This is a genomic window from Mesorhizobium sp. WSM4819, from assembly GCF_055811215.1.
In genome coordinates this window covers 1-17,213 of record NZ_JBVVQO010000031.1, presented here as the reverse complement: position 1 = coordinate 17,213, position 17,213 = coordinate 1, and the positions used below count along the sequence as shown (strand labels likewise).

Genomic DNA, 17,213 nt, shown 5'->3' with positions numbered 1-17,213 from the left:
GGTCTTTCCACCGTGATCGACCGGGGCCTGCTCAGGCCGCGCCGGCGAGCGCGCCGAACTGCGCCATCGTCGCCTCGATCTCCTCGCGGATCCAGATCTTGAAATCGCGCACCTTGCGGCTCTCGCTCTTGCTGGCCGAGGTCACCAGCCAGTAGCCCAGCCCGCTCTCGGCGCGGACGCCGAACGGCGCGACCAGCCGGCCGTCGGCGAGAGCATCAGCCGTCAGCAATTGCCAGCCGAGCATGACGCCGTGGCCGGCGATCGCCGATTCCAGGCAAAGCATCGGGTCGGTGAAGCGTGCGCCCCTGAGGAAGCTGACCGGCTCCACCCCGGCCGCCTCGAACCAGCTTTCCCAGCTGATCATCGCTCTTTCGTCGGTGATCGCGCAGGTCAGGGCGAGATCTTCGATCGATTTCAGTTTGTCGGCGATCGCCGGGGCGCAGACCGGGAAGACTTCCTGGGCCAGCAGCAGCTGCGCGCGCACGCCCGGCCATTTGCCGTCGCCGAGCCGGATGGCGATGTCGATGTCCGAGCGATCGAGATCGGCAATCCGCACCGAGGCGTCGATGCGCAAAAGCACATTCGGATGTCGGGCGAAGTGACGTGACAGTCGAGGCAGCAGCCACTTCGAGGCAAAGGCCGGCGCGACCGAGACCACCAGCGTGCATTCGGAGGCCTCATCGGCGAGCGCCACAGCTTGGGCGAGCTCGCGGAAACCTGCCCCGAGCCGGGCGGTGAAGACGGTGCCGAATTCGGTCGGTACCAGACCGCTTGCCGTTCGTTCGAACAGCGCCTGGCCAAGTTGCGCTTCCGTCCGCTTGACCTGCTGGCTGACGGCACTGGCGGACACGTTGAGTTCGCTCGCCGCAGCCGAAAGCGATCCCAGGCGGGCGACGGTTTCCACGGCGCGCAGGCCGTTGAGGTGGACGCGGTTGAGCATGGCCATACAGTTTTTCTAAACCGGTACGGTTGAAATCTCAATTGAAATGCGGGGAGGAACGGCAAATTTTAAGGAAAAAGCAGACCTGTGGAGGAAAATACGATGAAGATTTTGTCACTGCTCGGGGGCTTTTCCGCTGCCGGCGCGCGGCAAAGCCGGTCGCATGAAAGCGAGGCCACCCGATGGGCCACCGATCCGCTGTCGCATCCTGTGCTCGACACCATGTCGGAGCGCGAACTCGGCGACCTGCCGTTCCGGATGACAGCCCGGCGCACGGCTTATGAGACGGGTACCGGCCAGGTCAGCTGCGGCTGAAGATGCGAGCAAAGGTCGGAGCGGACTCAGTTCCTTTCAGGGACAAATCGCAAGCCTTGGAGATTGGCTGAACCATCCCTCTCTTCGTCATGACGAAGCCATGTTGTTCTGCGGGCCAATCGCAAATGTCGGATATTGGTCGGCTGGAAGCTGCTCGTCCGCCGCTGCAACCCGTTCTGGCCCAACAAGAAGCGGATTGTTTCACCCGCTCGTGCACCTATTGTGCACCGCAATGAAAGCCGCTTCGCCGTCCCCTTTGCGCCTCGCCTTCGCCGGCATGATTGCCCTGGCCGTTGCCATGGGCATCGGCCGCTTCGTCTATACGCCGATCCTGCCCGGCATGATGGAGGAACTTGGCCTGACGCCGGCCGATGCCGGCTGGATCGCATCCGCCAACTATCTCGGCTATCTCGTTGGCGCGCTCGCAGCCGTCGGCGGCTGGGCGCACGGTCGCGAGCGCCTGCTGATGGTTGCCGGTCTTGCCGCCACCGCAGTCCTCACCGGGCTGATGGGCCTGGCCGAGACGATGGCGGGCTTTCTCGTCATCCGCTTTCTTGCCGGTGTGGCCAGCGCCTTCGTCCTTGTGTTCATGTCCAGCATCGTTTTCGGCCATCTCGCCGCGGTCGGCCGAAACGACCTGCAGGCGCTGCATTTCGGCGGCGTCGGCCTTGGCATAGCGGCGTCCTCGGCGCTGATGGCAATACTCGTCACCGGACATGCCGGCTGGCCGGCGGGCTGGTTCTGGTCCGCCGCGATCTCGGCCTGCGCCATTGCCGTCGTGGCCTTTCTGCTCGGCAGCACTGCGACCGCCAACGGCGCCGATGGCCGCGAACCGGCGCTGCCAAAGGACCGGTCACTGGTGAAGGTCATAGTCGCCTACGGGCTGTTCGGCTTCGGCTATATCGTGACGGCGACGTTCCTGGTCGCCATCGTCCGGCAGGGCGGCGGCGGCCGCGTCTTCGAGGCCGTGGTGTGGATGGTCACCGGCCTTGCCGGGATTCCCTCGGTCTGGCTTTGGCAGAAGATCGCGGCAAAGATCGGGCTCTACCGGGCTTATGCCTGGGGGTGCCTCGTCGAGGTCGTCGGCGTCAGCGCGAGCGTCACCATGGGCGGACACATTGGGCCGCTGCTCGGCGGGTTTCTGCTTGGCGGCACCTTCATCGCCATCACTGCGCTCGGCCTTCAGACCGGAAGGCAGCTTGCCCCGCAGGCGCCACGCCGGATCCTGGCATCGATGACGGCGTCCTTCGGCCTCGGCCAGATCATCGGTCCGATCGTCGCCGGCTTGCTTGCGCAAGCCTCCGGCGACTTCTTCCTCGCATCGATCGTGGCCGCCGCGGTGCTGCTGGTCTCTGGCGCGGTCATCTGGTCGGCTGCGCCAAAATCGCCATGATTGTGGTCTTGCTCGGTGCCGGGCATCACGCACCGGCCATTTTCATTCCGATCGATGTGTGACCTTATGCCCGCTGAACAGCAACGCCGCTGATTTGCGCATCGACCGAGGATTTCCCAACAGTGTTCGTATCCTTCTTCCCGCAGCCGAAGTTGTTTTTCACTTCGGCCGTCGCCTGGAGCCTTCTGCTCGTCCTCCTGTGGTTTTTCGGCGGCGAGCACCTTGGCACGATGCTCGGCATGCCGCCGGTCGACCCGCAGGCCGCCCCTATCATCAGCCCAGTAAGATTCCTGACGCCGGCATTTCTCTGGTTTCATGGATATTTCTTCGCCGGTATGGGCGTATTCTACCTTTTCTGGGCGCTGTATTCCCCGCATCGCTGGCAGAACTGGTCGATCCTTGGCTCTGGTTTGATTATTTTCGTCACCAATTTCATCGTGCAGATCAGCGTGGCGCTCAATGACTGGCGCGGCATGTTTTACGATATGGTGCAGAAGGCGCTGACCACGCCGGGCTCCGTTTCCCCTGCCGAGCTTTACTACGGAGTATGGCAGTTTCTGTCCTTGGCCCTGGTCTATATGAGCATCGCCGTTCTGAACGTCTTTTTCGTCAGGCACTATGTGTTTCGCTGGCGCACCGCGATGAACGATTATTTTACCGCTTACTGGCCGCGGCTGCGCCATATCGAAGGGGCGTCGCAGCGCGTTCAGGACGACACGATGCGCTTCTCCGGCACAATGCAGGGGCTCGGCGTGAACTTCATCGACTCCATCATGACCCTGATTGCATTCCTGCCCTTGCTGGCCTCCCTTTCTCTCCATGTCTCAACGCTCCCAATCGTCGGCGCAATCCCTTATCCGCTGGTCATTGCGGCGATCGCCTGGTCGCTGTTTGGCACCGGCTTGTTGGCAGTCGTCGGCGTCAGGCTGCCCGGGTTGGAATTTCGCAATCAGCGGGTTGAAGCCGCGCTGCGCAAGGAACTTGTCCTCGGCGAGGACGATACGGCACGAGCGCAGCCACCAACTCTGGCCGAGCTTTTCAGAAATGTTCGCAAGAACTATTTCACTCTCTATGCACACTATGTCTATTTCGACATGGTCCGCTATCTATACCTTCAAGTCGACAACGTATTCGCTACGCTTATTCTTGTTCCGACCTTGGCAATCGGCAAGATAACATTTGGCGTTTTCCAGCAGATTGTTACCGCCTTTTCACAAGTCGCCACTTCGTTCCAGTATCTCGTGAATTCCTGGCCGACCATCGTCGAGCTGATATCCATCTACAAGCGCCTGCGCGCCTTCGAGGCGACACTTGAAGGGGCGCCGCTGCCGGAAATCGACCAGGCCTATCTGGAGCGAGAGCGAGCCGGCTTGCGGCCTGAGGATCAGCCGGTAAGTTGAGAGTGACGGGGCGGCGAGCGCTTTCGGTTCAGCCGCCCACCGACGCCCACTTTTGCCGGCGTTGGCGCGAAACATAGTCGCGATAGCTGATGCACTCGACATCGGGCCTGGTGCAGACCTCGCCGGCAAAGCGCTCCAGCGCCTTCCAGTAGGCGCCGTCATTCATCAGTGTGAAATGGAAGCCGAGTTCCAGCGGAATGCGTTTGCCCTGATATTGCGCGTCGAAGGCGGCGCGAAAGGCGTCATGGGTCCGGTTGGCGAATTCGTCCGCCTGGCTCGGCCGCTCGAAGCCGCCGGAATGCCTGACATAGAGATTGTAGTCCATCGCGATCACCGGCCTTGTGTCAGGACCTTCCGGAATCTTCGGCAGTGAGAAGCGCGTGATGCCGTCGCTGGTCGGTGGCCGGGCAGGGCCGCGCGACACACCGCTCGCGTCGAACCAATAGCCCGCCTTTGGCAGCGCCTCGTAGAGCGCCTTGTTTGCCGACAGATAGGGTGCGCGAAAGCCAACCGCCTTACGTGCAATTTCGCGCCAGCCTGCGGGTTCGGGGGTAATAGCGTTGATCGAATAGGCATTTTCGAGAATGCGTTTGAACGAACCGAACTCGCTCAGCCAGTCGGCCTTGTTCCAGTCCTTGCCGTCGAAATGGCCGCAAGCGTGGCTGCCGATGTCATGGCCTTCCGAGGCGGCAAGGTTTATCTGCTCGAGCCGGTGAGCGATTTCCTGTTTCGAGGCGGCGAAGCCGATATTGGATTTGCCTGATGCCTTGCCGGGCGCCGTGTATTGCTTGCGCGTCTCTGGCGAGAGCAGGAAGACGCAGGACACGAAGTAGGTGAAATGGGCGCCGGTGCGCTGGGCCAGCGCCCGGCTGCGCTTCCATTGCAAAATATCGCGGGCGCTGTCGAACGAGATGAGGACGGTCTGCTTCGGCTTTGCCGGCGCTGGCGGGTCGGCGACAGCAGCGCCCGCTGCGGCAAGCGACGCGATCGAAAACGCAGCAGCGCGGGACAAACGAGGCATCAGTGTCTGATCTGGATTTTGAGGAGGGTTCGCGCACCGGCTATCGGCGAAATGTGGCGTGGGTGCGGTCGCCCTTTGCAGCCATCCTTTACATCGTCGTCCGGCGATTAGCCGATTTTCCGGTCGAACCCCTTCCATGCCGGCAAAATTTCGCTAAAACGCGGGCTACCGCATCGGCCTGAAGTGCAGAATTGATTTTTTTTCAGGAAACACGAGGCGCAAATTCAAAGTGTTAGAGCGTACTTTCCATGGACGCACGTCGCTCTAAACCGCCCTGAGGCGGGCAGGATGGTTTTGAGATGTCGGACGACAGTTTTATCCGCGAAGTCAACGAAGAGATGCGTCGCGATCAGGCGCATGCGCTGTGGGACCGTTTTGGTCCTGCCTTGCTTGCGCTCGCGATACTGGTGGTGGTCGGCACCGCCGCCTTCGTCGGCTATCGCTATTGGGACGAGACCCGCGCCAATCGCTCGGGCGATGCCTTCTCGCAGGCGCTGAAGCTTGCCAATGAGGGCAAGAGCGACGAAGCGCTGGCGGCCCTCGATGCGCTGGAAAAAGATGGCTACGGCGCTTATCCGCTGCTCGCCCGCATGCGGGCGGCAACCGTCAAGGCGGATAAGGGCGATGCCGCCGCTGCCGTCAAGGACTTCGACGAGGTCGCCGCCGATGCGGACATTCCATCAGGCCTTCGCGATATGGCGCGCCTCAGGGCAGCGCTGCTGCTCGTCGACCACGGTTCGTTCGCCGATGTGTCGAGCCGAGTCGAGACGCTCACCGCCGACACCAATCCGCTGCGCCATACCGCGCGCGAGGCGCTCGGCCTTGCCGCCTGGAAGGAAGGCAAGGCAACGGACGCACTGAAACTGTTCGACCAGATCGCCTCGGATGACAGCGCCCCGCGCAACGCGCGCGAGCGGGCGACGTTGATGTCCGAGTTGATCCGTGGGTCGGGCAATGTGTCGTGACGGATGACGTTCAAAGTCGCCATCATCGGCCGGCCTAACGTCGGCAAATCGACCCTTTTCAATCGTCTGGTGGGAAGGAAGCTGGCGCTTGTCGACGACACGCCGGGCGTCACCCGCGACCGTCGCGTCCATGCCGCCAAGCTCTACGATCTGCATTTCGACGTTATCGACACCGCCGGCTTCGAGGATGCTGCTGCTTCGACGCTGCCGGGCCGCATGCGCGCCCAGACCGAGATCGCCATCCGCGAAGCCGACCTGATCTTTTTCACCATCGACGCCAAGTCCGGGCTGATGCCTGACGACAAGACTTTCGCCGAGATCGTGCGCAAGTCCGGTAAGCCGGTTGTCGTGGTCGCCAACAAGGCCGAAGCGCGCGGCGCCCAGGGCGGCATGCTGGAGGCTTGGGAACTCGGCCTTGGCGAGCCGATCCCGGTCTCGGCCGAACACGGCCAGGGCCTGCCCGATTTGCGCGATGCGGTGATATCAGCACTGGGCGAGGCGCGCGCCTTCGGCGAAGAAGAAGATGCCGACGAGGAGGCCACCGCCAGCGAGGTGCTGATCGGCGAGGACATCACCGATCCGGACGCCGAGCCGAGCTATGACGATACCAAACCGATGCGCATCGCCGTCGTCGGCCGTCCGAACGCCGGCAAGTCGACGCTGATCAATGCCCTGATCGGCGAGGAGCGGCTCCTGACTGGGCCAGAAGCCGGCATCACCCGCGATTCCATCTCCGTCGACTGGGACTGGCATGGCCGTCGTCTCAAACTGTTCGACACCGCCGGCATGCGCCGTAAGGCCCGGATCCACGAAAAGCTGGAAGTCATGTCGGTGCAGGACGGCCTGCGCGCCATCCGCTTTGCCGAGATCGTCATCATCGTGCTCGACGCCACCATTCCCTTCGAGAAGCAGGATCTGCAGATCGCCGACCTGATCATCCGCGAGGGCCGTGCGCCGGTGATCGCCTTCAACAAATGGGATATGATCGACCATCCCCAGGAACTCCTGGCGGAACTGCGCGAGAAGACCGAGCGGCTGTTGCCGCAGGCGCGCGGCATGCAGGCGGTGCCGGTCTCGGCCGAGACCGGGCGCGGCCTCGACAAGCTGATGGATGCCGTCATCAGGACGCACAGAGTGTGGAACAGCCGCGTCTCGACCGGCAAGCTCAACCGCTGGCTGGAAGGCATCCTGGCGCATCATCCACCGCCTGCCGTCGCCGGTCGCCGGCTGAAGATCAAATATGTCACCCAGGCCAAGACGCGCCCGCCGGGCTTCGTCGTGTCCTGCTCACGGCCGGACGCGATGCCGCAATCCTATGTTCGCTATCTCTCCAACAGCCTGCGCGAAGCCTTCGACATGCCAGGCGTGCCGATCCGCATCGCCTTGCGCACCTCGGAAAATCCGTTCGCCGGCAAGGCGAAGAAACGCCGCTGAGCGCCGCGTCTTCTGGGCGCCGGCATCAGCCGCGACGCGCTTTAATGGGCGGTGTAGGCTCCGTCCACCAGATGGTAGCTGCCGGTGATAAAGCTGGCCTGATCGGACAACAGGAAGCACACAAGAGCCGCTACCTCTTCCGGTTTGCCGCGCCTGCCCATCGGCTGAAGGGCTGCCATGCGCCTGGTATTGGCTAATGCCTCCGCTTGCTCCGATAGAAGCGGCGTTTCGATCCAGCCGGGGCCGACGGCATTGATCCGGATGCCCATCCTCGCATATTCAATCGCCGCAACCTTGGTCAGCCCAACGACCCCGTGTTTCGCTGCCGTGTATGCGGACGCAGTCGGCAAGCCGACGGAACCGAGAATCGAGGACATGTTCACGATGGCGCCTCCGCCTCGATCCAGCATGGCGGCGATTTCGTACTTCATGCTGTAGAAGACGCCATTCAGATTGACGTTCATCAGCCTGTGCCAGTTGTCGAGCGGATAGTCTGCCGTCGCTTTTCGAACGCCGTCGATGCCGGCATTGTTTACCGCCATATCCAGTCCGCCGCATTTCTGGACAGTGAACTCGATCAGCTTTTCGACGGCTGCCGCATCCGTGACATCGACTGCAAAGTCGTAGGCACTGCCTCCTTGCGCGCCTATTTCGGCGGCCATGCGGCGCGCGGCCTCGGCATCAATGTCGGCGACAACGACCTCGGCTCCCTCTTGCGCGAGTTGCCGTGAAACAGCCGCTCCTATTCCGGAGCCTGCGCCGGTCACAATCGCGACTTTACCTTGGAAGTCAGGCTTCATCGTCGCTGTCCTATGCCCTTTGTGACCTAACCGAACAGAGGCGGACGGTTATCGCAAGAAGTTTCGCTCCAATTCGCTTGTCAATCCTGTGAATTCATTTTGCCACCCCACAGCGAGACTTGGCCCGCAGGCCTTGCAATGGTAGAGACGAGGACGGGCGGTAGATTGACCAGTTTCCTAGCAGGTAGAAATGGAAGAACACGACATTGCGCGCCGGGGGCTCGTGCTGGGAAGTCTGGCTCTGATGCTCTCCGGATGTACGTCGACGTTGCGACAGGTGACGGAGCCGATTTCATCCGCGTTCGGACCAGGGGAAGGCATCAATCCTCGTTTCCGACGGAGGCAGGTGCGGTACGACGGAAACGAGCCGCCTGGAACGATCGTCGTCGATACTTCGCAACGTTTTCTCTATGCCGTCGAGGGCGACGGGTGGGCGACGCGCTACGGCGTCGGCGTCGGCGAGCAGGGGCTTTCGTTCAAGGGTACAGCGACCGTCGCCCGCAAGGCGGACTGGCCGTCGTGGACACCCACCACCAACATGATGAGGCGCAAGCCGCGCCTGGTGAAATATGCAGGCGGGGTCCCTGGCGGGCCAAACAACCCGCTTGGTGCGCGTGCCCTTTATCTCTATCGCAACGGGCGCGACACCTACTTCCGGATACATGGTACAAACGAGCCATGGACGATAGGCACAGCGGTATCGAACGGGTGCATCCGTTTGACAAATGACGACGTCATCGACCTCTACGAACGGACTCCTTTGGGCACGACGGTGGTGGTGGTTTGATGGTGGGCAGGCCTGATCTCCGTTGCATGGTCGACCCTGCCGGCACGTCACCGCAAGGATTTCGGCTGCAACCGAATGCCAACTGTGTCATTTCTGCACTAGGCTTTGGTGTAGATCGCAGCTAACTTGGCGGAGCTGCATGTAATTTTTTATTTGTGGCGATTCTATAGGCTGTTCCGCCCCTGGGGAAAGGATTGCTTGATGAGCAGAATGTTGATTGTAATGGTTGCTACCCTCGCCGTTACCAGCCTGAGCGGCTGCGCGAACGGGATCGGTAAAGGAAAGGGGAAGGCTCCTCCGCCGGAACCCGTTGCCGTAGAAGAGCCAGTGATTAAGTAAGCATCGGCTTTCGAAGATTTGGGAAGGGCCGCCAGGCCCTTCCCTATCGATATGCAGGGGCCAAGGCCGGATTCGCAGCCTACGTGCGGTTGGCGGGCGTAGGCTGGCACTAGGTCTGCGGTCCTCGGAGTTCTGGATGAGATGACGCTTGTAAGTGGCCGTTCAACAATTGTGGCCCTGCTCGCGCTTGTCGCGGCGTCATGTCAGTCGCAGGACAACAAACCCCAGCCGACGTTTGTGTCCAATAATCGGGCACTGAGTACCGCGGCGATGCCGGCGCGCGCGGCCCAACGGCATTTCATCGAGTTCCGCTCCCGGTACGCCCTTACCTACGGCCATTCCTACGTGATTTTTGGACGATTGAACCAGGCGGGACGGATGGTCAACCCCGAAGTCGCGGGGCTCGCTCCGAAGTCCGATGATCCCAATGTCTATGTTCTCGGCCATGTGGCGCCCGTGCCAGCCACGACCGGGTGGACGGACGGCGACCTGGAAGATGCCTACCGGTCGGCAAGCTGGCGCGTTTTACTTACCGAAGCCGAATATAGGAAAGTCGTCGCGAGCATACGAAAGCTGCAGGCCAGCTCTCCGCTTTGGCACGCCTCGCTCTACAACTGCAACGCATTCGTAGCGGACATCGCCAAATCGATGGGGTATAAGACCCCCGGTACCTGGCTCCGGCCGCAACAATTCATAACCAACCTTCGGGAGATGAACGGCGGTTGAAATGCGATTGGCAAACCGCTTTCGCCTCATTCGCCCGGTCAACTCCGAAAGGAGCGCGCTCTGAATGTCTATCGGTCGACATTTCGGACGCTGGCATCGTTGCGACGGTCTATCGTGGTCCCAGATCGAGAAAAGGCTCCGGTGACCTGAAGTGACCATTTCTGTAGCTTCACTTGGCGAGATCATATGGGTGATCGGCCTCGTTGCCTGGTATGTGATCCGATATCCGTTCGAGCGCCGGGCAAGGCGCGTGCGGATTGTAGCTGGCGGCCGCTCAAGTTCCGACACCGTCGGGCTTGCATCGGCTCTCCTTGGCCTGGCGATCCTGCCTGGCTTCTATGTCGCCACCGGCATCCCCGCAGCGGCTGACCATCCGTCCAGCGTGTGGTCGGTGGCGCTCGGAACCATCATCTTCTGCTCCGCGCTGTTGATCTTTCGCATGTCCCACAAGGAACTTGGCCGTAACTGGTCGATCACGCTGGAGATTCGCGAACGGCACGAACTGGTCAGCGCCGGGCCGTACGCCTTGGTCCGTCACCCGATGTACACCTCGTTCCTGCTTATGGGACTCGGCCAGCTCTTTCTGCTGCCGAACTGGGTCGCTGGCATATCCGGCTTGATTGGTTTCGCCGTGCTTTTCCTGCTGAGAGTGGATAAGGAAGAGCGTATGATGCTGGAGACTTTAGGCTCGCAATACCGTGCCTATATGGAAAGGACCAAGCGAATAATCCCTTATCTTTATTAGAGGTTCGTTTCATGCGAGGCCGAGCCCTCAAGCTTTCGGCGCCCCGGCGCCTTGTTGGCGATCTGATGAGGTTTTCGATCGGCGTGCCACGCGTCGCGGTGCAGCGTCAGATGAACCTTGGCCCACTCGTAAGGGCCAGAATGGCGCAGCAGACCCGGCCCTCGTGGACCGCGATCTTCCTGAAAGGATATGCGCTTCTCGCCATCGAGATGCCGGAACTGCGGCGCGCCTATGTCAAGTTGCCCTGGCCGCAGCTTTACGAGTATCCGGCAAGCGTAGCCTCGATTGCCCACGAGCGCGAATATGAAGGCGAGCCGGCCGTTCTGCTGAGCTGCATCAAGTGCCCGGAGCGCTACTCCATCACGCAACTTGAGGCGGCCATCCACGCGGCTCGGTCACGGCCGGTCCTCGAGGTCCCGGAGTTCCGGCGTGCCTTGCGCATGGCAGCTGCGCCCGCGCCGGTCAGGTGGCTGCTTATGTGGCTGGGGTTGAACATCGCCCGGCAAAGGGCAAATTACTTCGGTACCTTCCAACTGTCCGTCTATTCTGGTCTCGGCGCGGAATCACTCAACCCGCTGACACCATTGACCACGCTTCTGAACTACGGTCCGATCGGCAACGACGGATCGGTGAATGTCCGCATCCACTACGATCACCGGGTCATGGATGGAGCGAACGTCGCACGAGCACTGGAGCGATTCGAAAAGATCCTGAACGGCACTGTCGCCAATGAAGTGGTGCTGCTCGGTCAGGATGTTGTCGCTCCCGCAATACGAAGGAACGCGACGTGATTTCGCACCATGAATTGCGGCCGGCCGTCGTCGTGATTGGCGGCTCGGGTGGAATTGGCCGGGCAATTGCAGGCGTCGCTGCACGGGAGCGCGGCGCGATCGTGCTGGTTGCCCGCTCGCCCGAGGGCTTGGCCGCCGCGGCGTCTGAGGTTCGGGAGGCGGGTGGCGAGGCATTCACGCTCGAATTGGATCTCGTGGCAGGCGACGCGCCAACGCGCCTGGAGGGCTTTCTGTCCGCACATGGCCTGGTCTGCGATGTCCTGGTCAACAGCGCCGGCTATGGCTTGCGCGGCGCGACGACGGCGCTGCCTGTTGATGGTCAACTCGGCATCATCGATCTCAACATACATTCCCTCACAGAACTGACCCTCCATTTTCTGCCCGCAATGGTGGCGCGCCGACGGGGCGGGGTGCTCAATCTCAGTTCCGTGGCCGGGTTCCTCCCCGGGCCTTATATGGCTCTGTACTTCGCCAGCAAAGGTTTCGTGCGCTTCTTCTCAGAGGCGCTTCACCAGGAGGTGCGCCGAACCGGTGTGACGGTCACATGCGTGGCGCCTGGCCCGGTGTCGACGGAGTTTCTCGCAAGGTCAGGCGCCAATCAGACGGTGCTCTTCAACGTCTTGCCCAAGGTGGATGCGCAGTATGTGGCCGAACGGGCGTGGCGAGGGTTCAAATCGGGTCGTCGCTTGGTCGTGCCGGGAATCTCGGCCAAGTTGGTGGCCCTTGCGGCGACGCTCCTGCCTTCCGCAGCGATGCTGCCCCTGGTCGGCCGGCTGCAACGCAGCGGCAATGATCAATGTCCTTGCGGTTCAGGGTTGAAGTTCAAGAAATGCTGCGGTGCCCGCCAGATCCAGCTGCGCCGAGGCCCTCGGGGAATTACCCCCTGACCTGACCGGACCAGCACGCCACGGAAAAACCTCATTGAAGCAAGAGACCGCTCGCCGATGGCGGGCCGTTAAGCATGTACGTGGCATAGCCGTTAAGCATGTTGATGGCATGGAGGAGGCTCCTGCATCTCTCAACAGCGCTCTGCGGAGCAGTTATTGCGACCGTTGCAGCCGTTCTCCAACAACGCCTTTGAAATGATTGCCGCTGTCGAGTTCCGTTAACGCCCCATCAAGGTTAATGCATCATCGTGCCTCTCCAGTGGGGTCCGTTGCGTTTCTGGAGAGTTCCGTGCATCGACGTGTTTTGAAGCGGCTTGTCGCTTTCGCCGGTGAGAAAAGACGTTCCTTTCTGTCTCCTCTGGTCATTGGACTTGGCATCTGGGTCGGCTTTCCCAATGTCATAGCCTATCAGGACATGACGAGCCTGGTCTCCGGCCTCAAGGGGCCGAGCGCCCGCTGGAACGCCTATGTCGAGAAGTCCGTCGCCGGCTCGGTCCATGCCGCCGAAATGCCTTTCCTCGATTCGGATGCCACCGGCTCGATCTCGGGTTCCGGCGTCCGCTTGCCCGGGATCGGCGCCGTATCGTTTCGCGGCAAGGGCAGCGTGGCCGGCACGACGCCCGACGAGGACCGCATCATGCGCGCCGACAAGAAGGGCCGCATCATCATCGTCTCGCCGGTCGCGCCGCCGAAGAATTTTAATGCCGGCTCGGTGTTTGAGCGCTCCTCCTCACTGCTTCGCCCGAGCATGGACAGCGGCCTGAAAATGGCTTTCGCCAGGCCCGAGATCAAAGGCAAGGAGATCCAGATTGCCGCCGCGTTTCATAGGCGCGTCGACAAGAAGCCGGATCCCGGCGTGCCGGCCATGCTGGCCGCACTGGTCAACAACGACCGACCCGACGTCCTGGCGACCGCCTACGCAGCGGCCGCGCCTGACTATGCCCAGGCTTCGCCCTTCGAGGCCTTGCTTCAGGACGAGAAGCCGAACGATGGCCGCTTCATTCCGCCGGTGGCCAAGGGCGATCATTCGTGGATGCAAACTCCGCTGCCGGCGAGCGTCTTCTCCAAAGCGGAACAGACTTGCCTCGCCAACGGCATCTATTTCGAGGCGCGCGGGGAATCGGTGCGCGGCCAGGCCGCCGTCGCCCAGGTCATCCTCAATCGCGTTCGCAATCCGGCCTATCCGAACTCGATCTGCGGCGTCGTCTATCAGAACGACAAATGGTTCAATCGTTGCCAGTTTTCCTTCGCCTGCGACGGCAGGAAGAAGCGCATCCAGAGTCCGGCCCATTACAAGACCGCGCAGGACATCGCCATGGCGGTCACTGCCGGCAAGATCTTCATCCCGGAAGTCGGATCGTCGACCCATTACTACGCCAACTACGTCAACCCGGGTTGGGCGCGGACGATGAAAAAAATGACCAGGATCGGCCTGCATATCTTTTACCGCACCTACGGCGGCGGCTGGAGCTGAGCGCCCCGGCAAGGTCCCGGGCGCGGCCGATCCAAGACCCGTCGCCGCAGGGATTCGGCTGCGGCACGCCAGCAGAGGTAGCGGGCACGATGTCGCACCCTGGCAAGCTCTTGATTTTCATGGGAAAAATACTTGACGCTGAAGTCCTGCCCGTGGCTTGACGGGCGGGGACCCTCTAACTATGTTGCCGGCGACTTAAGAGCGGACGGACGGTGACGATCTGACCGGGCAAGGGGGTTGCGATGGCCGACAAGAATGGGCCAGACGGAACCGGAGAAACCGGCCGCGGCAAACAGCGTCAAGCCGACATCCGCGACGACGATCTTGAGCGCCGCCGGCGCGACCTTGAAGCATCACTTGCGACAAGGCGGCCGGACCGGCTCGAGGGGAAAGACGACGCGAAAGCGGGCAGTGCGGCCGGATATGGCCAGGCGCTCAAGCTATCCAGCGAGTTCATCGCCGGGATAGTGGTTGGTGCGGGTCTTGGCTGGATCATCGACCGTGTGGCGGGCACATCGCCATGGGGTCTGATTGTTTTTTTGCTGCTCGGTTTTGGCGCCGGCGTGCTCAATGTCCTGCGCTCCGCGGGACTTATGGCGGAATTCGGACAGGGCGACAAAGCCCGCGATCCGAAAGAATGACTTGAGGCGCCGCTTGCCGGCGCAGTGAACAGGACACTAAAGCCGCGCGCGGCTTTGATGGGGATTTAAAGTGGCTGCTGACAAGGTCGATCCGATCCACCAGTTCCATATCAACAAGCTGATTCCGATCGAGATCGGCGGCTACGACCTGTCGTTCACCAATTCGGCGCTCTTCATGGTCGCGACCGTCGCCGTTGCCTCGGCGTTCCTCTATCTCAGCACCTCGAGCCGCAGCCTCGTTCCCAGCCGTCTTCAGTCGGTCTCGGAAATGGCCTACGAATTCGTCGGCAACATGCTGAGGGACGCAGCCGGAAACCAGGGCATGAAGTTTTTTCCCTTGGTATTTTCGCTGTTCATGTTCGTTCTCGTTGCCAATCTGCTCGGTCTTTTTCCATATTTCTTCACCGTCACAAGCCATATAATCGTCACCTTCGGCCTTGCCGCGCTGGTGATCGGAACCGTCGTCGTCTACGGCTTCATGAAGCATGGCCTTGGTTTCCTGAAACTGTTCGTGCCGCATGGCGTGCCGGTTTACCTGCTGCCGCTGGTGGTGCTGATCGAGGTGATTTCCTTCGTATCTCGCCCGGTCAGCCTCTCGGTTCGTCTGTTCGCCAACATGCTGGCCGGCCACATCACGCTGAAGGTGTTCTCGGGCTTCGTGGTGAGCTTGAGCGCGCTTGGCACGCTCGGCATTGCCGGATCGGTCCTGCCGCTGGCGATGGCCGTGGCGCTGACGGCGCTGGAGCTGCTGGTCGCCTTCCTGCAGGCCTACGTCTTTGCCGTGCTGACCTGCATGTATCTGAACGACGCCCTGCATCCCGGGCACTGACCCAGTTGACCCAAGAGTTTCCGGCCCTGCTGCCGGGATAGAAATCGCAATGGAATTTTTAGATCCAAAGGAGTTGAACACATGGAAGCAGAAGCAGCAAAGTTCATCGGCGCCGGCATCGCATGCCTCGGCATGGGTGGCGCCGGTATTGGCCTTGGCAACATCTTCGGCAGCTATCTGGCGGGCGCGCTGCGCAACCCGTCGGCCGCGGATGGCCAGTTCGGCCGCCTGATCTTCGGCTTCGCCGTGACTGAAGCGCTGGGCATCTTCTCCCTGCTCATCGCGCTTTTGGCCCTGTTCGGCTGAGCCCCTGTTCGGCTAACATTGGGAATTGGAAGGGCCGGCCGCAAATCGGCGGCAGGCCTGACATCAGGGGATAGTCGATGTTCGTGACATCTGCCTTTGCGCAAGAGTCCGCGCCTGCCGTCGAAGGCGGCCATACCGGCACGGAAGGCGATACGCAGTCCGGCACCGGTGTGCCTGCCGAGGCGCACGGCGTGTTCCCGCCATTCGATCCGGCGACATTCCCCTCGCAGCTTCTGTGGCTGGCGATCACCTTCGGGCTGTTCTACCTGTTCCTGAAGAAGGTGGTGATGCCGCGTGTTGGCGGCATCATCGAGGTCCGCAACGACCGCATCACCCAGGACCTCGACCATGCCGCCAGGCTGAAGGGCGAGGCCGATGCCGCCGTTGCCGCCTATGAGCAGGAACTGGCGGAGGCCAAGACCAAGGCCAATGCGATCGGCCAGCAGGCCAACGATGCCGCCAAGGCGGAAGCCGAGGCCGCCCGCAAGAAGGTCGAGGCAGCGCTTGACCAGAAGCTTGGCGAAGCCGAGGCTCGCATTTCGACCATCAAGGCCAATGCCATGAAGGAGGTCGGCACGATCGCCGAGGACACGGCTTCGGCTATCGTCGAGGCGCTTGTCGGCGGCAAGGCCAGCAAGGCCGAGATCGCGGCAGCCGTCAAATCCGTGGCCAGGTGAGGAGCGCATCATGGACGCCACATCACTCGCGACGCTTTGGGCCACCGTTGCCCTCGTCATTTTTCTGGCCATTGCCGTCTACGTCAAGGTGCCGAAGCTGATCGCCAAGGCGCTCGACGCCCGCGCCGACAAGATCAGCAACGAGCTTGAAGAAGCCCGCCGGCTGCGCGAGGAGGCCCAGCAACTGCTCGGCCAATACCAGCGCAAGCGCAAGGAAGCCGAGCAGGAGGCCGCCGACATCGTCGCCGCCGCCAAGCGCGAGGCCGACATGCTGGCTACCGAGGCGCACAAGAAGACCGAGGACTATGTCACCCGGCGCACCGCGCTTGCCGAACAGAAGATCGGTCAGGCAGAGCGCGAGGCGATCGGCGAAGTGCGCGCCAGTGCCGTCGATATCGCCGTCGAAGCCGCCCGCATGCTGCTCGCCGCCAAAATTGACGCCAAGGCGGGCGCCGACCTGTTCCAGGCCTCGCTTCAGGACGTCAAGTCCAGGCTGAATTAAGGAGAGAATCTCCCCCTTGAGGGGGAGATGCCAAGTTTTGGCAAAGAGGGCAGGCCAGAGGGGATAGCCGCGCGTGAAGCGCCAACCTTCTCTTTCGTCCAAGATGGCGTCGCGCCAGCCGAGGCGACCCCCTCTGTCGCCTTCGGCGACATCTCCCCCTCAAAGGCATATGCGCTAAGATAGGAGTTGCAGCGGGGAATCGGTTGTGATTCTACGCTGCGATGACTCACGAATCGCTTGT

Annotated in this window: 20 protein-coding genes; 17 read left to right on the top strand and 3 right to left on the bottom strand. The window is 61.8% G+C overall.

The annotated features are described in order from the left end of the window. Window positions 1-31: 31 nt before the first annotated feature. On the bottom strand, window positions 32-946 hold the full coding sequence (locus AC0L18_RS23785; RefSeq protein WP_473494413.1) for a LysR substrate-binding domain-containing protein: 915 nt from the start codon (window positions 944-946) through the stop codon (window positions 32-34). Between the two features lie 96 nt (window positions 947-1,042). On the opposite strand from AC0L18_RS23785, the gene AC0L18_RS23780 reads away from it, so the two are divergent. From AC0L18_RS23780 to sbmA, 3 genes are all read left to right on the top strand, one after another. Then, window positions 1,043-1,255 carry a hypothetical protein gene (locus AC0L18_RS23780; protein ID WP_473494412.1) on the top strand — a complete coding sequence of 71 codons (213 nt, stop codon included), beginning with the start codon at window positions 1,043-1,045 and terminating at the stop codon, window positions 1,253-1,255. A gap of 232 nt (window positions 1,256-1,487) precedes the next feature. Next, window positions 1,488-2,648 (top strand): YbfB/YjiJ family MFS transporter, encoded by a 1,161-nt coding sequence (locus AC0L18_RS23775; RefSeq protein ID WP_473494411.1) that lies wholly within the window; start codon window positions 1,488-1,490, stop codon window positions 2,646-2,648. Window positions 2,649-2,770: 122 nt separating this feature from the next. Then, entirely contained in the window at window positions 2,771-4,048 is a 1,278-nt protein-coding gene (gene sbmA / locus AC0L18_RS23770; protein WP_473494410.1) for a peptide antibiotic transporter SbmA, read from the top strand. A gap of 28 nt (window positions 4,049-4,076) precedes the next feature. Here the strand turns inward: sbmA and AC0L18_RS23765 are convergent, their stop codons facing one another. Continuing rightward, complete coding sequence (locus tag AC0L18_RS23765) at window positions 4,077-5,069, bottom strand: polysaccharide deacetylase family protein (protein ID WP_473494409.1); 993 nt, start codon at window positions 5,067-5,069, stop codon at window positions 4,077-4,079. Between the two features lie 299 nt (window positions 5,070-5,368). Between AC0L18_RS23765 and AC0L18_RS23760 the strand changes: the two genes are divergently transcribed. Continuing rightward, complete coding sequence (locus AC0L18_RS23760) at window positions 5,369-6,034, top strand: tetratricopeptide repeat protein (protein ID WP_473494408.1); 666 nt, start codon at window positions 5,369-5,371, stop codon at window positions 6,032-6,034. A 3-nt stretch (window positions 6,035-6,037) separates the two neighbouring features. Further along, window positions 6,038-7,468, top strand: a complete 1,431-nt coding sequence (gene der / locus AC0L18_RS23755) for a ribosome biogenesis GTPase Der (protein WP_473494407.1) — start codon at window positions 6,038-6,040, stop codon at window positions 7,466-7,468. Window positions 7,469-7,509: 41 nt separating this feature from the next. Here der and AC0L18_RS23750 read toward each other — a convergent pair whose 3' ends face one another. Then, complete coding sequence (locus tag AC0L18_RS23750) at window positions 7,510-8,268, bottom strand: SDR family NAD(P)-dependent oxidoreductase (protein ID WP_473494406.1); 759 nt, start codon at window positions 8,266-8,268, stop codon at window positions 7,510-7,512. Window positions 8,269-8,458: 190 nt separating this feature from the next. Here AC0L18_RS23750 and AC0L18_RS23745 point away from each other — a divergent pair, with 190 nt between their 5' ends. The 12 genes from AC0L18_RS23745 (at window position 8,459) to AC0L18_RS23690 (ending at window position 16,972) form a co-directional block, all read left to right on the top strand. Further along, window positions 8,459-9,055: a L,D-transpeptidase gene (locus AC0L18_RS23745; RefSeq protein ID WP_473494405.1), complete on the top strand. Its 597-nt coding sequence runs from the start codon at window positions 8,459-8,461 to the stop codon at window positions 9,053-9,055. Between the two features lie 201 nt (window positions 9,056-9,256). Then, window positions 9,257-9,394: an ABC transporter gene (locus AC0L18_RS23740; protein WP_084646669.1), complete on the top strand. Its 138-nt coding sequence runs from the start codon at window positions 9,257-9,259 to the stop codon at window positions 9,392-9,394. Between the two features lie 141 nt (window positions 9,395-9,535). Continuing rightward, window positions 9,536-10,120 (top strand): hypothetical protein, encoded by a 585-nt coding sequence (locus AC0L18_RS23735; protein WP_473494404.1) that lies wholly within the window; start codon window positions 9,536-9,538, stop codon window positions 10,118-10,120. Window positions 10,121-10,277: 157 nt separating this feature from the next. After that, window positions 10,278-10,865, top strand: coding sequence for a protein-S-isoprenylcysteine O-methyltransferase (locus tag AC0L18_RS23730; protein ID WP_473494465.1), 588 nt, complete (start codon window positions 10,278-10,280; stop codon window positions 10,863-10,865). An 11-nt stretch (window positions 10,866-10,876) separates the two neighbouring features. Next, window positions 10,877-11,656, top strand: coding sequence for a hypothetical protein (locus tag AC0L18_RS23725; RefSeq protein ID WP_473494403.1), 780 nt, complete (start codon window positions 10,877-10,879; stop codon window positions 11,654-11,656). After that, window positions 11,653-12,543 (top strand): SDR family NAD(P)-dependent oxidoreductase, encoded by an 891-nt coding sequence (locus AC0L18_RS23720; RefSeq protein ID WP_473494402.1) that lies wholly within the window; start codon window positions 11,653-11,655, stop codon window positions 12,541-12,543. The genes AC0L18_RS23725 and AC0L18_RS23720 overlap by 4 nt, the downstream gene beginning before the upstream one ends. A 289-nt stretch (window positions 12,544-12,832) precedes the next feature. After that, window positions 12,833-14,017, top strand: a complete 1,185-nt coding sequence (locus AC0L18_RS23715; protein WP_473494401.1) for a cell wall hydrolase — start codon at window positions 12,833-12,835, stop codon at window positions 14,015-14,017. A 242-nt stretch (window positions 14,018-14,259) separates the two neighbouring features. Continuing rightward, complete coding sequence (locus AC0L18_RS23710) at window positions 14,260-14,658, top strand: AtpZ/AtpI family protein (protein WP_023799399.1); 399 nt, start codon at window positions 14,260-14,262, stop codon at window positions 14,656-14,658. A gap of 70 nt (window positions 14,659-14,728) precedes the next feature. Continuing rightward, window positions 14,729-15,487, top strand: coding sequence for a F0F1 ATP synthase subunit A (locus AC0L18_RS23705; protein ID WP_473494400.1), 759 nt, complete (start codon window positions 14,729-14,731; stop codon window positions 15,485-15,487). Between the two features lie 81 nt (window positions 15,488-15,568). Beyond that, a complete protein-coding gene (locus AC0L18_RS23700) occupies window positions 15,569-15,793 on the top strand; it encodes a F0F1 ATP synthase subunit C (protein WP_023799397.1) in 225 nt (74 codons plus the stop codon). Window positions 15,794-15,870: 77 nt separating this feature from the next. Next, on the top strand, window positions 15,871-16,470 hold the full coding sequence (locus tag AC0L18_RS23695; RefSeq protein WP_473494399.1) for a F0F1 ATP synthase subunit B: 600 nt from the start codon (window positions 15,871-15,873) through the stop codon (window positions 16,468-16,470). A gap of 10 nt (window positions 16,471-16,480) precedes the next feature. Then, the gene (locus tag AC0L18_RS23690) at window positions 16,481-16,972 is read left to right on the top strand and encodes a F0F1 ATP synthase subunit B (RefSeq protein ID WP_473494398.1); all 492 of its coding nucleotides are present in this window, start codon (window positions 16,481-16,483) and stop codon (window positions 16,970-16,972) included. Window positions 16,973-17,213 lie beyond the last annotated feature (241 nt).

What these genes read in the sequence shown, in the direction of transcription:
- der (WP_473494407.1), top strand. Translation starts at nt 6,038, where the DNA reads ATGACGTTCAAAGTCGCCATCATCGGCCGGCCTAACGTCGGCAAATCG.
- AC0L18_RS23785 (WP_473494413.1), bottom strand. Translation starts at nt 946, where the DNA reads ATGGCCATGCTCAACCGCGTCCACCTCAACGGCCTGCGCGCCGTGGAA.
- AC0L18_RS23695 (WP_473494399.1), top strand. Translation starts at nt 15,871, where the DNA reads ATGTTCGTGACATCTGCCTTTGCGCAAGAGTCCGCGCCTGCCGTCGAA.
- AC0L18_RS23745 (WP_473494405.1), top strand. Translation starts at nt 8,459, where the DNA reads ATGGAAGAACACGACATTGCGCGCCGGGGGCTCGTGCTGGGAAGTCTG.
- AC0L18_RS23725 (WP_473494403.1), top strand. Translation starts at nt 10,877, where the DNA reads ATGCGAGGCCGAGCCCTCAAGCTTTCGGCGCCCCGGCGCCTTGTTGGC.
- AC0L18_RS23710 (WP_023799399.1), top strand. Translation starts at nt 14,260, where the DNA reads ATGGCCGACAAGAATGGGCCAGACGGAACCGGAGAAACCGGCCGCGGC.
- AC0L18_RS23735 (WP_473494404.1), top strand. Translation starts at nt 9,536, where the DNA reads ATGACGCTTGTAAGTGGCCGTTCAACAATTGTGGCCCTGCTCGCGCTT.
- AC0L18_RS23750 (WP_473494406.1), bottom strand. Translation starts at nt 8,268, where the DNA reads ATGAAGCCTGACTTCCAAGGTAAAGTCGCGATTGTGACCGGCGCAGGC.
- AC0L18_RS23740 (WP_084646669.1), top strand. Translation starts at nt 9,257, where the DNA reads ATGAGCAGAATGTTGATTGTAATGGTTGCTACCCTCGCCGTTACCAGC.
- AC0L18_RS23760 (WP_473494408.1), top strand. Translation starts at nt 5,369, where the DNA reads ATGTCGGACGACAGTTTTATCCGCGAAGTCAACGAAGAGATGCGTCGC.
- AC0L18_RS23780 (WP_473494412.1), top strand. Translation starts at nt 1,043, where the DNA reads ATGAAGATTTTGTCACTGCTCGGGGGCTTTTCCGCTGCCGGCGCGCGG.
- AC0L18_RS23690 (WP_473494398.1), top strand. Translation starts at nt 16,481, where the DNA reads ATGGACGCCACATCACTCGCGACGCTTTGGGCCACCGTTGCCCTCGTC.
- AC0L18_RS23765 (WP_473494409.1), bottom strand. Translation starts at nt 5,069, where the DNA reads ATGCCTCGTTTGTCCCGCGCTGCTGCGTTTTCGATCGCGTCGCTTGCC.
- AC0L18_RS23700 (WP_023799397.1), top strand. Translation starts at nt 15,569, where the DNA reads ATGGAAGCAGAAGCAGCAAAGTTCATCGGCGCCGGCATCGCATGCCTC.
- AC0L18_RS23775 (WP_473494411.1), top strand. Translation starts at nt 1,488, where the DNA reads ATGAAAGCCGCTTCGCCGTCCCCTTTGCGCCTCGCCTTCGCCGGCATG.